At 43.3% G+C, this 15,071-nt stretch carries 8 protein-coding genes; 5 read left to right on the top strand and 3 right to left on the bottom strand.

Annotated features, from left to right (window positions below; genetic code table 11):
- The first annotated feature begins 142 nt into the window (after positions 1-142).
- The 5 genes from ACT3ID_RS15065 (at position 143) to ACT3ID_RS15045 (ending at position 11,091) form a co-directional block, all read left to right on the top strand.
- Positions 143-3,313, top strand: coding sequence for a S41 family peptidase (locus ACT3ID_RS15065; protein WP_491542878.1), 3,171 nt, complete (start codon positions 143-145; stop codon positions 3,311-3,313).
- A 722-nt stretch (positions 3,314-4,035) separates the two neighbouring features.
- Positions 4,036-6,426: a TonB-dependent receptor gene (locus ACT3ID_RS15060; RefSeq protein WP_491542877.1), complete on the top strand. Its 2,391-nt coding sequence runs from the start codon at positions 4,036-4,038 to the stop codon at positions 6,424-6,426.
- A gap of 56 nt (positions 6,427-6,482) precedes the next feature.
- On the top strand, positions 6,483-7,580 hold the full coding sequence (locus ACT3ID_RS15055; protein WP_491542876.1) for a PepSY-associated TM helix domain-containing protein: 1,098 nt from the start codon (positions 6,483-6,485) through the stop codon (positions 7,578-7,580).
- Positions 7,581-8,129: 549 nt separating this feature from the next.
- The gene (locus ACT3ID_RS15050) at positions 8,130-10,367 is read left to right on the top strand and encodes a TonB-dependent receptor (protein ID WP_491542875.1); all 2,238 of its coding nucleotides are present in this window, start codon (positions 8,130-8,132) and stop codon (positions 10,365-10,367) included.
- A gap of 211 nt (positions 10,368-10,578) precedes the next feature.
- Positions 10,579-11,091, top strand: a complete 513-nt coding sequence (locus ACT3ID_RS15045) for a thioredoxin family protein (protein WP_491542874.1) — start codon at positions 10,579-10,581, stop codon at positions 11,089-11,091.
- Here the strand turns inward: ACT3ID_RS15045 and ACT3ID_RS15040 are convergent, their stop codons facing one another.
- From ACT3ID_RS15040 to ACT3ID_RS15030, 3 genes are all read right to left on the bottom strand, one after another.
- Positions 11,092-11,748 (bottom strand): metal-dependent transcriptional regulator, encoded by a 657-nt coding sequence (locus tag ACT3ID_RS15040; protein ID WP_491542873.1) that lies wholly within the window; start codon positions 11,746-11,748, stop codon positions 11,092-11,094. It lies immediately after the preceding gene.
- Between the two features lie 80 nt (positions 11,749-11,828).
- On the bottom strand, positions 11,829-12,317 hold the full coding sequence (locus tag ACT3ID_RS15035) for a thioredoxin family protein (RefSeq protein ID WP_491542872.1): 489 nt from the start codon (positions 12,315-12,317) through the stop codon (positions 11,829-11,831).
- A gap of 55 nt (positions 12,318-12,372) precedes the next feature.
- The gene (locus ACT3ID_RS15030) at positions 12,373-15,033 is read right to left on the bottom strand and encodes a PP2C family protein-serine/threonine phosphatase (protein WP_491542871.1); all 2,661 of its coding nucleotides are present in this window, start codon (positions 15,031-15,033) and stop codon (positions 12,373-12,375) included.
- Positions 15,034-15,071 lie beyond the last annotated feature (38 nt).

Below are 15,071 nucleotides of genomic sequence, written 5' to 3'. Positions count from 1 at the left end.
GCGCTTTAATACTTATCCCAATTAGATTATTTGCTTATTTAACAAATCTCTTACATACTGTGGCAAATATAAGTACGTGCGGCTTTTATAAGTTCGTTCATCAACAAAGGCTACTATCTTTTAAAACGAACAGTTACGATTTATGAAAAAGATTACTCTGGTTTTCAGTATTCTATGGCTATCATTAGCTATAAACGTATCAGCCCAACCCGACGAGCCATTTGCCCGATTTCCGGCAATAAGCCCTGATGGTTCTACAATTGTGTTTTCTTATCAGGGAGATATCTGGAGCGTGCCTGCTGAAGGTGGACGTGCATGGCGCATGACTGTGCATGAGGCCTATGACGCACGTCCGCAATGGAGTCCCGACGGAGAACAGATTGCCTTTATCAGCGATCGTCATGGCAACGACGATATATTTGTCATGAATAGAAACGGCAGCCAAATAAAGCGGCTTACGTACCATTCAACGGATGATGAACTTACTGGCTGGGCGACAAGAGACAGCATACTTTTTACAACCAGCCGCGTCTTTAATCAGGTGGAGTGGGAGCCTGAAATTCATACAGTAGCTGCCGAAGGAGGTACACCAGATCGTTTCTTTGACTCCTTCGGGATGATGGCTACCATGTCTCCCGACGGCCGCTATCTCGTTTTTGTAAAAGGATCAAATGGCGAATATCGACAAGATTATCGTGGACCGGCAAATAAAGATATTTGGGTATACGACCGAGAAAGCGATTCCTATACGCAGCTCACTGATTTCGAAGGTAATGATATGTATCCCACCTTTGCAGACAGTAACAGCCTCTATTTTATTAGTGATCGCAATGGTACATATAATATTTACAAGGTCAGCTTCACCCAAAATGGAAAATTGGGCAGCACACCACAGCGCATTACCAATTTTGAGGATGACGGCGTCCGCTATTTTGACATCTCTGATGATCAAAACACGATAGCTTTTGAACACAAAACCGGCTTATACACGTTGGAATCCGGAAATAGTGCCCCTCAACAGCTCCATCTGGAAGTGAGTCAGGATGAACGGTTCTATAATATTGAGCAAAAATCGTTTACAGAAAACGCCGAGGAGTTTGCCGTATCACCGAGTGGCGACTGGCTGGCTTATGTCATAGAGAGCGAAATTTTCATCAAACACAACGACCCCGGCAAACAACGTTCAGTCAAAATCACCGATCATCCTTATCGCGATCGGGATGTGAATTTTCTTGATGACTCGACACTAGTTTTTTCCAGTGACAGAGAAGGACAGTATGATCTATATACCATTGAATCTGCCCATGAGGATAAGCATGATCTTTTTGAAAGCCTGAAATATGATGTGAACCGACTTACCTCCACCGAAGATTCTGATCGAAATCCCACCGTCTCACCTGACGGCGAAAAAATTGCTTTTAACCGCGGACGGGGTCAGCTTATCGTCGCAGACATAGATGGCACTTCTTTAGGTGAAGAAACCATCCTGCGCGATACAGGATGGGCAGAAGCCAGCGATGTGGCGTGGAGTCCCGACAGCAAATGGCTGGCCTATTCTATGCCCGATCTTAATTTCAACCACGAAATTTATATTCAGTCTGCTGATAACTCCACCGAACCCGAAAACATCAGCAAGCATCCCCGCCCTGACACAGATCCGGTTTGGAGTCCCGATGGAAGCAAACTTGCTTTTATCTCCAACCGCAATAACGGCGATGATGATATCTGGTTTGCCTGGCTGAATAAGCGCGACTGGGAACGAAAGCAGCTGGAGTGGGACAAAAGCGAAACGCCCGAAATTGTATCTCCCGAAGATACTGTCAATATAAATGTAGAATTTGACGGACTTTATAAACGACTTCAGCAAGTTACCTCAATGCCCGGCGATGAATCGGATATTGCTATTTCCGAAGACGGTCAGACATTTTATTTCGTAGGCAACGGGGCTGATGAAGATCTCTATAAGATTAAATGGGACGGCAGCGAATTGAAAGCCTTGACCGAAGGCGGAATCAATCCGAACGGCGTTCGTTTCGGCCCAGAGCTTAAAAAACTCTACTTTATGCAGAGCGGTGGAAAAATGGGGCGGCTTACGTTGGATAATAATCGGCTCGAAAACCTGCCCTTTGCAGCAAAAATGAAGATCAATCATAAAGAACGGCGCGAGCAGATCTTTGAAGAAACCTGGCGACAGCTGAACAACAACTTTTACGATCCCAATTTTCATGGACAAAACTGGAAGCAGCTGCGCGATCATTACAGGCCCTGGGCACTCCGCACCTCCTCGGACCGTGATTTTGAAGACGTAATGAATATGATGCTCGGTGAACTCAACTCCAGCCATATGGGCTTTTACGGATCCGAACGCGCCGAAACACAACAAATCCGCACCGGATTGCTGGGCATAGAAGTGAAAATGGTTTCAGAAGGTGCACGTGTTGAGCGAGTAGTTCCGAACTCTCCCGCTGACCGGGAAATGAGCAAAATAAATGTCGGTGACATAATCACAGCGGTTGATCAACAAGCAGTAAATGAAACAGATAATTTTTACAGCCTGCTTGCTGATAAAGTAGATACTCCTACCCTGCTTGAGGTTGAAAATGCAGAAGGCGAAAGCAGGGAAGTTATCATCGAACCTACCGGAAGTCTGAATGATCAGCTCTATAATCAGTGGGTTGAGAAACGTAAAGAGCTGACTGAAGAATATTCAGACGGGCGGCTCGGATACGTACATGTGGAAGGCATGAACTGGCCGAGTTTTGAACGTTTTGAGCGCGAACTCGTAGCTACCGGTGAAGGTAAGGACGGACTCGTCATTGATGTGCGCTATAACGGCGGCGGCTGGACCACCGACTACCTGCTTACCGTGCTGCAATACCAACAACACGCCTACACCGTACCGCGTGGTGCTACGGATAATCTTCAGGAGAACAAAACAAAATTTCGCAGTCACTATCCCTACGGCGAACGGCTACCGCTCTCCAGCTGGACCAAAAACGCCATCACCCTGGCAAATCAAAACAGCTACTCCAACGCCGAGATATTTTCTCACGCTTTCAAAAACCTGGATCTTGGGACATTGGTCGGAGAGCCAACTTTTGGCGCTGTAATCTCTACTGGTGGTACAGGCTTAATGGGAGGATCATACGTGCGGCTTCCATTCAGAGGCTGGTTTGTTAAAGCCACAGATAAAAATATGGAACTCGGTCCCGCTGTACCTGATGTTGAGATTATTAATCCACCGGATTATCGAAATCAAGAAGATGAACAGCTGAAAAAGGCCGTTGATGAACTGCTGAAACAATTAGAATAATGAACTCCGAACAAGGAACCGCAGAATAATGAAAGAAAATAGAACGCGGATCTTACAGACCAAGCGGATGTTCACGGTTAATAATTTATCTATATCATTTTTAAAGCGGAGAGAACTTACCGTAGTTTCTACATTCATCATTGATCACTCGATATTTTTCGTACCCGTGCTCTAGTGTTTCTGTGTTAAGAAGATAGAACGCGGGTCTGCTTTGTGGCCACGAATTTACTTATGATTTGTTGTAGGAGTTAACAGCATAAAATTACGAAGTGCTGATAACTTCGAGAGTCTTTACTCCTTGTTCGATATTCTTCAGTTCTCTACGCTTCTGTAGCTGCTATCATAAGTATAGTTGGTATCCAAAAAGCCTGCTAGTCATCTCTTCCGGCGGGCGCGAACAAGCCATAGCCGAGCGACTGGAGGGACTCGATTTCAAATGGAGCGGCCGTTCTTGTTACCTCATCCAAAGATCAGTGACTTTTTGACTCTCTCTGCAAAGAAAGCGCTGGAAAAGCATACACAGACTGAAACAGAATGACTTGAAATATTATCCGGATTTATACTTGCTGTTTAGACCAAATCTAAATTATCTTTACGGCCTATAATTTAAAAACAGTCTAAATAAATGACTTTTCAGGCTTTGATTGGTGAGAATGGCATCAACAAAGTTCCAAATACCACGTGTTAAGAGTAATTTAAAACCCAAATGTTTAACTGAAATCATGAATCTTGTCACAAATTCATTAAAAGTATTTCTCTTTACTACAGGATTAATTCTAAGTATAACAGCTCTCACTTTCGCACAAACTGGGCAATTAGAAGGAACGGTTACAGAAGCAGAAACTGATGAACCACTGCCCGGCATCAACATTGGTATTGAAGGAACAACACTTGGTGCCGCCACCGATGCCGAGGGTAAATTTTTAATCGAGGAAATTCCCGCCGGATCTCATATCGTTCAAATTACAGCTGTTGGATATGGTGAAGTAGAACGGGAGGTAACCATTCGTAGTGGGGCGACCGCCACTATCTCTGTCCAGCTGGAAGAGGATATTCTGGGCATGAACGAACTGATCGTTTCTGCAACCCGGAATATCGAATCTATTGATGAAGTGCCTGCTTCAGTCAATATTCTCCGTGATAAAGAATTGAATGATCAACTTACCTTAAGCTCAAATCTCAATGATATGCTTGCCAAGCAGGTCCCGGGTTTTGCCCAGTCAACAGAATCGGCAAGTAACTGGGGACAGAACCTGCGCGGCCGTGATTACCTGGTTCTTATCGACGGTATTCCACAGTCAACACCGCTACGAGCAGTAAGTCGAGACCTGCTAACTATTGATGCAGGAGCCATAAGTCGGGTAGAAGTCATTAAAGGTGCAACGGCTATTTACGGTAATGGTGCTACCGGTGGACTCATTAATTACATCACGGCGCTACCCCAAAAAAGTGGTTTTGAGTCAATCAGCAAGATGGGGTCCAACATTTCACTTTCTGCACCAAATAATAGCACTGGCTACCGCTTTTCACAGCAGTTTGTGGGCCGAGATAACAACTTAAGCTACAACTTTAAAGGTTCTTTTGAAGAAAAGGGACTTTACAAAGATGCTACCGGCGATATTGTCCCGCCTAATCCGCAGGGACAAGGTGGACTTTCCGATGCGTCAATTTATAACATTTATGGACAGGTGGGGTATGACATTAACCCACAACATCAAATTGAAGTGATGTACAACTTTTTCTCCAGTGATCAAGAAACAGATTATGTTACTGTTCCCGGCAGCTACCCTGATCAAAAAGCTACTGCGGAAAAAGGAGAAGTTCGCGGCGAACCGCAGGGAACACGTGGAAATCATAATGCACGGGTTGAATATAAGTGGCTTAACATTTTGGGTGAAACCTCGCTAAATGCCACGGCCTATATGCAAGATTACGAAACCCTTTTTGCCTACTACGATGTTTACCGGGATGGTGGACAAAGTTATTTGGAATCAGAAAAATACGGGCTTCGTTTTAACTTCAATTCACCTTTTGCGCTTACTGATCAGATTCAGGGTTCTCTAACCTATGGCCTTGATCTGCTCAACGACAAAACCCAACAGGGGCTACTGGACGGCAGAGCGGTAACCCCGGAAATGGCCATGGGCAGTTTTGCACCTTACCTGCAACTCAAAACTACATTCTTTGATGATTGGGTTTTCAAAGGCGGGATGCGATTCGAAGCCCTCAATATAGACGTGCCTGACTACACTACGGCAGAGATGGTTAATCCGGATGGAAGTTTTCGTGGTGGAGTAGAGGTAGAAGGCGGTTCACTGGATTACAGCGCGTTTACCTACAATTTGGGACTCAGCTATAAAAAACACAGTGCATTTAATCCATTCGTAAGTGTTTCACAAGGATTTTCAGTAGCTGATCTCGGACGTACGCTGCGGGGCGCAACAGAACCAACAACCGTACAGCGGATTGATCCGGAACCCGTCATCGTTCAAAATTATGAACTCGGCGTAAATAGTTCGTTTGATATCTTCCGGGGCTCTGTTTCCGGATTTGTCAGCACATCGGATCTGGGATCCTCCTACCAGGAAGACGAAAACGGTAACCTGGGCATCGTACGATCGCCTGAGATTGTTTACGGCGTGGAAGTAAACGCAAACGCACGACCAACTTCCAAACTTGGAATAGGTGCCACGTACTCTCTGACCGAGGGACGAACCGACAACAATAACAATGGCAGCTATACCGATCCTGCTGATGAGTTTTTGGTTAACAGCCGTATTTCACCGCCGAAATTCACCGCTTATGCCAAGTATCAATTCACCCCCGAACTGAATGCCAAAATAAGCATGCTCCATTCTGGAGAACGTGAACGATTTGAACGAAATGAAAACGGTGATTTTGATCCCTATAAGAACAACATAAACTCGTATACGGTTTTCGACCTGACCTCCAGCTATCAGTTACCGTTTGGATCACTAAGCGTCGGTGTACAAAACCTGTTCAATGCGAATTATTATCCAGCAATTTCACAGTGGGCCGGCGCATTTTTCGGTACCGGATACTCCAAAGCTCCCGGTGCTCGAGTAAATGCCACGCTCAAAGTACAACTTTAATCCAACATACCATTTAGCTGTCGGCCTCCCAGCAGGTCGACAGCTTTTTTATTGTAATGAGCAAACGCTTTCTTCTTTCGATACATAAATGGTTAGGACTTTTTGCCGGTATCTTTATCCTGATAATGGGACTAACCGGCTCAATCTTAGTTTTCGATGATGAAATAGAGCATTTCATACATCAAGATGTCATCCACCAACCGGATTCTGATCGACCCGTCTCTCTTGATAAGGCATATAAATCCATTATAGAAAAACATCCCAATCGGGATGTCCGCTTTACGCATATTCCTGAGCAGGCCAACAGAACTATCGAAGCTGAAATTCGTCAGCCCGATAATAGACGCTATCTGTACATCCATCCTGCAACAGGTGAAATCCTGCGTGATCTCGACAGTTATGATACCTTTTCATACTGGATGCTAAAGCTCCATTATACATTACATGCAGGTTTTATCGGGGAAGTGATTTTATTAATCGCCGGCTTTATGTTTATCTGCTCACTTATTACCGGCTTCTGGTTTTATCGCAAAGCGATATGGAAAGTGCTAACATTCAAAATCCGTCCCCGGTTTAGGGATTTGAAATCAGGATCTTCAGAACTGCATCGTTCGGTTGGTGTGTGGGCTCTTATATTTAACCTGGTTACCGCCATAACCGGCACTGTTATCCTGCTTATTATTGTACAGACGAATATGAATGCTGAAGAACCGGCGCCAGTGCCTAACCCTCCGGCCGTAGAAACTTCCATTGACGAACTTGTGGATAAAGCGCAACAGACATATCCTGGATTTGACCCTTCATACATCGGCATGCCGCGACAGTCCGGGGGAAGTATTACGTTATACGGGCATATGGATACGGATCTGCCGATCCACTACAAATTTTCAAATTATGTACAGTATGATCCCGAAAACGGGTCCGAAACCAATTCCTATTTTATCAAAGGTAAACCTGCCAGCACTCATCTTTTAAGCTTCACGTATCCCCTTCACTTTGGAGACTGGGGCGGAATACCTATAAAGATACTCTACTGCTTTTTTGGATTGGCTCCGGCTATTCTATCGATTACCGGCTTTATTATCTGGCAAAAACGAAATAGCAAAAGGGAGGCGATCAAAAAAGCACGCCCCAAGACTCCCGTAGCGGCTTAATAGAAGCTATCTCTACGCTCTTTTTGATAATTGGAAGCAGAGCTTCCGGTAGTGCATTCCGAAGGAAGCTTCGGAATAAGATAAAAACCTGCCTGGCTACAGGTGACAACAAACCGATATTGGAACTTCTTACCCTTTTGTCATTCTGATGAGTGATCCCGACCGCTGTCGGGAGAACGAAGAAGAATCTCAAATGTTGATACAAACTGTGTTCCGGAGAGATTGTGAGCCTTTCAATCCATTTGAGATACCTCGCCGCAGGCTCCTCGGTATGACTTGTATTTTTAGTTCTGCCCCCAACCAGTTAGAAATTTCCGGTAAAAGACCGCTAATGGATGCATTTCCATATTATTCTTATAAGGTCCACATCTGTTATTTGAAGTACCCTGCAGTCCCTCCCTACGAGTAAGGAGGGGCAAAAATCAGATTGTTTTTTCTAGTCTGATGACTGGAATATCGATCCAGGCTACAAAATTTTTTTTAGCCTTGGCTAATTATTTTTTATTCCTTAACTTAAATTTAGTTAAGGCTAAAAAATATATTAACAGAATGAATATTATAGATAGGAGCCTGCTGTTTGGTGCTATAATAGCTGTACTTGTACCTACTTTGGGATGGACACAAACAGGAGTTGTCGAAGGTGAGATAACCAGTAATGGTGAAGTAGTTACGGGAGCAAATGTAGCTCTCAAAGAGATCCAGAGAGGGGCCTCAAGCGATCAGAATGGGATATTCGTTATAAAAAATGTGCCTTCCGGAGAATATACGTTAGTTGTTTCCGCAGTAGGTTATTCTGCCTATGAAAAAGAAATAACAGTGGAAAATGGGAAAAGAATTAAGCTGCAAATTTCACTGAACACTACTATTGAAGAACTTGGCGAAGTGGTTGTTACCGGGATGATGAGAGAAACCTATGTCAAGGAATCGCCGGTCAAGGTGTCGGTTGTTAAACCACAGCGGCTTCAACAGGGTAAGACAAGTTCCAATGTGATGGATCTTATTGATAATGTCAACGGACTTTCAACGCAGCTGAATTGTGGGGTCTGTGGCACAAATGCGATCCGTATCAACGGTGTGGAAGGTCCCAACACTGCTGTACTTATTGATGGTATGCCGATAATGGGGGCGCTGGCTAGTGTGTACGGACTGAACGGTATCAGTCCCTCAATTATCGATCAGGTTGAAGTTATTAAAGGTCCCCAATCCACACTCTACGGGACCGAAGCACTCGGAGGTGTAGTCAATGTCATCACAAAAAATCCTGCGACTACCCCCAGTCTTTCTGCTGAAATCTATGGAAAGAGCACCGAAGAGGCGAACATCAACGTGGCCGGCTCACCAGAAATCGGGCGATTCAAAGGTTTTATAAGTGGTAACCTTATTCAACTGGATAATTATTTTGATAATAATGACGATGGCTTCAATGATCTGGTAAAACGCTCGGGTCTCTCTCTCTTTGGAAAAGGGACGCTTGAGGGCCCGGATGGAGAACAGCGATTAAACATAGCTGCCAAATATTATAATGAGGATCGTACCGGTGGAGTGCGGGCTTTTACAAACGATATTCGCGGATCTGAAAGTATTTACGGAGAATCTATTTATACCCGTCGCGCCGAATTATTGACCGATTACCGTCCGGCTGGATTCGATCAGCGGTTACGTTTCAGCGGGGCCTTTACCTATCACGATCAAAACAGCTACTATGGGACTGAGCACTACGTCGCCGACCAGAACATTGTCTATGGTCAGACCACGTGGGACCAACCTCTTGGAGATAACTTCCGGCTTTTGAGCGGAGCAACTTTTCGCTACCAAACTTACAATGATAATACTCCCGCCACTTCTGACGGTACGAATCGGCGTTTTATCCCCGGCGTTTTCACACAGGGTGAACTAGAACTCAGTGATTTTACGCTGTTGAGTGGCTTGCGCATAGACCACCATTCCGAACACGGCTTTGTCACGGCTCCGCGTTTTTCTGCCAAGTATAGTCCCGCTGACAGAACTACAATGCGGCTGAGTGGAGGTACCGGGTTTCGTGTTGTAAACGTCTTTACTGAAGATCATGCTGCTCTGACAGGATCAAGAGAAGTGGTTTTCCGGGAGGATCTGAATCCCGAACGTTCTAAAAGTATTACTGCAAATATAGAACACATCATTCCCTTCGGAACAAATCCGCTAACGGTAAGCCTTGACGGTTTCTATACGCGGTTTTCCAATAAAATTATTCCTGATTATGACCAAGATCCCAACCTGATCGTCTATGAAAATCTGGAAGGATATTCCCTTACACGTGGCATCTCAATTGAGCTGGATCAAAACTTTACAGCCATACCCGTCAACTATAATGCGAACTTTACGCTGATGGATGTATTTACAAAAGAAGAAGGACAACGCCGGGCTCTCACCTATGCCCCGGATTTCATGGGATCGTTCGGCACTACTTATCGATTGTCTCAATGGAATCTCAAATTTGGTTATAACGGAAATATAGTGGGACCCAAGCGTATGCCAGACAACTATGTAGAAGATTTCGGCCGCGAACGCTGGTCACCAACATATACTACTCACGATTTTAAAATTACTAAAGAGTTTACAAATGTTAATGATGAAAACGGTATCGGCTTCGAAGCATATCTGTCAGCAGAAAATATTTTTGATTACACCCAGGGTAGTCCGCTGATAGATGCTTCGAATCCTTTTAGTGACCAGTTTGATACGATCTACACCTGGGGACCCATTATTGGCCGTACTTTTTCAGTAGGTGCACGATTAAATCTTAGATAATTATTGCGAAGTGAAACAGAAAACTTATGCTAATTCCGTGATTCTTCGGATTCCACTGAAAAGTCTATAACCGCAGAGGTGATCACAGAGATCACAGAAATCTCTGTGCAACTCCGTTTTTTCCTCTGCTTCCTCTGTGATATAAAACTTTAGTAATAAGATAGCCCGCAGAACCATATGAAAAAGAATGCGAATAGTAAGAAGTAAGTTTATGCAAGGAAAAATCATAAGTTATATCGGGAGCCTGCTGGTTGTATTTTCACTGTTAGCTATTATGACAAGTGCAGATTTATATGCACAAGAGCCGCCCTGGTATTCTTTTGAGAAAGCACTAATCAAGGCAGATAAAGTCGATCGTCCTGTGTTGGTGGATGTTTGGGCCCCGTGGTGTGGATGGTGTCGCAAAATGAAACAAGAAGTTTATCCGGCCCTAGCATCGGGGCTGGATGATCAATTTATCATTACCCGTCTTAACCGTGATGAGCACAACAAAAGCTATCGTTATAAGGGGAAAAAATTTACTTCTTTTAGATTGGCCCAAAGATTAAATGCCGAAACAGTACCAACTGTTGTATTATTATCTTCTGACGGTGATTACCTGCTGCATCTCTCGGGATTTGTAGAAGCAGAAGAACTTCGTCCGGTACTTGATTATATAGCAACGGGATCATATCGGCATCAAACCTTTCAAACTTTTTTAAATCAGAAGGAATCTCAGAATTAATTATATCTCTGCAATAAAGATGTTCTTAGCCATCTCGTGTCCAATCACCTGTTCGTTATTTTCTACAAGCAGTGTCACTGGTCCGTCAAAAGGAGCTTTTTCTTTAATTTCCACCTTAATACCGGGCAGCAAACCGATCTTTTCGAGATAACGCAGTAATTCGGGATCCTGATCCTTAACGCGGCTTACCATATACTGTTGATCGGGATCACCGTCAACGAGCGGTTTGGCATCCATCTCTGGCATCAATCCCTCTTTTGTGGGAATGGGATCACCATGTGGGTCGTGGGTGGGATCATCCAACAGTTGAGCAATTTTATCCTCAAACCGCTCGGAAATATGATGCTCAAGCTTCTCGGCCTCGTCATGCACTTCATCCCAGGAATATCCCATCACCTCCAGCAAATAGAGCTCCAGGAGCCGATGATGACGAATGATTTCCAGTGCGATTTTCTTTCCGGAATTAGTTAATGAAGCTCCTTTATATGATTCATAGTCCACCAGCCCCATTTTTGAGAGACGTTTGACCATATTGGTAGCTGAAGCTGATGAAACATCCAGAGAATCGGCGATATTTGTTGTTGTAGCCTTATCGCCCTCGGCTTCAATCGTATATATGGTTTTCAAATAATCTTCTACGGCTTGGCTTAATACCATTTTATCAAATTGCGTGATCCTTTTTCACTGCAAATATATCAATATCAGTTTTAGATTCCAGTAAAAGATGTTCACATCATTTAGTCAATTTCTACTCCATGCTTTTCCAGGTATTTCTCAAAAGAGATTGTCCCGGTCAAATCCCGACCCACAAATGCCATTAATTTATCAAAGATTTCAGCAGGCAAATAACCAGGTTGAGCTCCTATGACATCTCCTTCTTCATTCACAAAAATTGTGGTTGGTGTACTTGTAGCCCGAAAGTATCTGGACAATTCTTGTTCCGTAAATGCTTCACCATTAAACGTTGTTTTGCTATTCGATTCTATATCAATACGGACCGGATGAAAATATTTATGCAAGCTATCTTGTACAGATTTTTCCGGAAAAACCTCCTCATACATTTTTTTGCAATAGCCGCACCATTCAGCTTCTGCAAAAATCATAACTTTTTTATTATCCTCGACAGCTCTTTCTTGTGCTTCAGATAACGAAGTCCAATTTATCGATTGTGCCTGTACAGGTGACGTGTATATTAACCCGGCCAATAGTAATACAAAAATTCTCATTAATTCTGTCCGCTTTTTCTTTAACAACGTTTTTTCATTTTTGATTAGTACCTGATCAGTGATCCTTTTCGGTATTATTTTTCCATTTCATAACCAACATCGTCATATCATCGTGCTGTTCAGCATCGGCAATATACGATCTTACGTCAAAAGAAATTTCTTCCAAAATATCAGCTGCAGACTTCTTCTTATTTTTAAGTAAGATGTTATTCAATCGTTGTGAACCATAAAACTTGTGATTGCTGTTCAATGCCTCCACAATTCCATCTGTATAAAGTACAATCACATCATCTTTATTTACGTTCAACGTAACCTCTTCGATATTTTCATCAAAAATATAGTTGTCGGTTAGTCCTATACCGATTCCTCTCGGCTGCAGTTCTTCCACAACTTGTTGGCTTGTGTTTACCCGAAGAATAGGATTATGACCGGCACGGGCGAAGTGAAATACTTTTTCTTCTAAATCGATAATACCATATACAAGAGAGATAAATGCACCCCGTGGGGCATTTTCACAGAACAGTCGATTAGTCTTTTTAAGGATTTCAGCCGGGGAATCAATTTCACGACAAAGACTGTGCAAAATACCTTTGATAAATGTCATGTAAAATGCAGCCTGAATCCCCTTACCACTTACATCCCCAATTGTTACGGCTACACGATGATCATCTAATTTTATAAAGTCGTAATAATCGCCGCCAGTTTCGTAAGCTGGTTTACAAATAGCCGCCAGATCTAAAAAATCAAAATCGGGGGTCCGGACAGGCAAAAAGGATTGTTGTACTTCCCGAGCGATCTGGAGCTCTTGCTTGATACGTTCTTCCTGAGCCAACTCTTCTACATACTCAGGTACATACCGGGGCAGTATTTTTTCCTCCTTTCCTCGGCTTATGGCCACGAATCCGCCTATTAATAGGATTCCGAAAAATATCATTGCACCTATAAAAATATGGGTATCCATTGACCCCACAGTAATCCATCCCGTAGTAGTTGCCGTTAAGATTGAAAACAAAAAGTGACTCAATAACAACGTTAGGAAGTTCCACTGCAGGTAAATAGCCACTAAGGAAACACCCAGTAAAATTCCCCCGATAATCTGATATCCATTTGCCTCCAAATAGCCGGCAAAAGGAACAACGATTCCGCAGGCCAAAACCATCATCAGAGCCGAAATAAACTTATTGCCAGTTTGTGCATAAGCCTGTCCCCCCAGCACTAAAAATACACCTATCACCAGTGCCAGAGAAAAAACACCATTGCTGAGGATCAAGAATACCGGCGACCATGCCGCTTGCTGACTCAAAAATACCTCATGGTGAATATGAAAAGAGATTTGTGGCAGAAGCCATAAAATAACCGTCCAAACACCAGCCAGAATAAAAGCAAGGGTAACCGCCTGTACAATCATATATCCGATCGGCTTGTTAAAAATCATGCCTTGCCGTATATAATCATACATGTTCAATTTTTGTGGCCAATGCTGACGCGTGATGGAATCACCAATAGCGAAAAACACAAAGAACACTAGTGATGCTACCGCCCCCGCTATTCCCGTTCTCATAAGGAATTCAGCACCCTGTGCCCATTCAGTAGTTCCGGTAAAAAAGCTCGTATTCTGCAGCAGGTTCAGTATAACCACCAGAGAAACGGCCAATCCGGCAATGACTGATACGATCAGAGCCGGTTGTGTATCGATAGCCCTGGCGCGGATTCTGTAGAAAAATAGCACCACTCCTACCAGAGCAAACAAAAATAAAAGTGCGCGCTTCAATGTGTCCCAAAATCTGCCATTACTTCCATTCGTCTGACTTTCATAATCAGATTGTATCTCAACCATTTCCCCCGTAGTTGTAAGACGAACACTCAGTGAAAGCTCTTGGTCGAATGATAAATCAGCTGTATGAAATTGCGCTTCAACGGTATTATCGCCGTTCATCCTGCCGAAATGAACCGTATCTTGCTCCAGTCCGCTTGTATTCCATCCAGTCTGTTGCAGATGAAATGAGGCCATATTAAAGACATCCTGGATTGACAACCGGAATGATTCTTTATTTTGAAGAGCTTTTTTGAGACGGGCAATTCGCTTTTCATCAGATAAGTCAAATTGATTCCAGTTTTCCTGTACATCAACAAGAAATTCCTGTGTTAATACTGCATCTGAATACGAAGACAGTATCTGTGAAACAGAGTCAGCCAGCGTATCAAAAGATGCTACTAGTGCTGATCGATTTACTCTTTTCACCGGTAAAAGATTATTAATATTTATGAATTCCAGAAAATCACCGGTCGGATCAAAACGCATCCTTATATCACCACGGTCGCTCATAATTCGGTTTGGTGAATCCTGCTCTGTCGTACGTGCAGAGATGGCCTGTTTACTTTCTCCGAAATAGCATTGTACATCCCAATAGTAGAGTGCTAAATTAGGAAATTCGTTTTCACGAAACTGCGTGATCAATCCATCGCGTCCCAATTTTTCCTGCAGATTTTCTAACAGTGTCTGATTGCTGTAAAAACGAATTTTAAATCTTACATTGGAGCTGTTAAATCCAAGCCTTTCAAGTTTTTCTCTCGCATTACGCTCAATCTCTTCTACATCAGTCTTGCTTATATCAATGAGTGAACGAGGATCCTGGGATGGATAGGCCACAAAAAACCAAACAGCTGATAATAATCCTACAGCAAAAAATATATTCTTTTTGAATGTTGGACTCACCAGTTGTCTGCTTATTTAAAATTTTTGCTTCTTTAATG

This window comes from Fodinibius sp. GM108 (genome assembly GCF_058386985.1).
Note: the sequence above shows the minus strand (reverse complement) of the source record. Positions and strands in the feature narration are given on the sequence as shown.

Coding starts and splice junctions, on each gene's coding strand:
- ACT3ID_RS15045 (WP_491542874.1), top strand. CDS start 10,579: ATGCAAGGAAAAATCATAAGTTATATCGGGAGCCTGCTGGTTGTATTT.
- ACT3ID_RS15035 (WP_491542872.1), bottom strand. CDS start 12,317: ATGAGAATTTTTGTATTACTATTGGCCGGGTTAATATACACGTCACCT.
- ACT3ID_RS15050 (WP_491542875.1), top strand. CDS start 8,130: ATGAATATTATAGATAGGAGCCTGCTGTTTGGTGCTATAATAGCTGTA.
- ACT3ID_RS15065 (WP_491542878.1), top strand. CDS start 143: ATGAAAAAGATTACTCTGGTTTTCAGTATTCTATGGCTATCATTAGCT.
- ACT3ID_RS15055 (WP_491542876.1), top strand. CDS start 6,483: ATGAGCAAACGCTTTCTTCTTTCGATACATAAATGGTTAGGACTTTTT.
- ACT3ID_RS15040 (WP_491542873.1), bottom strand. CDS start 11,748: ATGGTATTAAGCCAAGCCGTAGAAGATTATTTGAAAACCATATATACG.
- ACT3ID_RS15060 (WP_491542877.1), top strand. CDS start 4,036: ATGAATCTTGTCACAAATTCATTAAAAGTATTTCTCTTTACTACAGGA.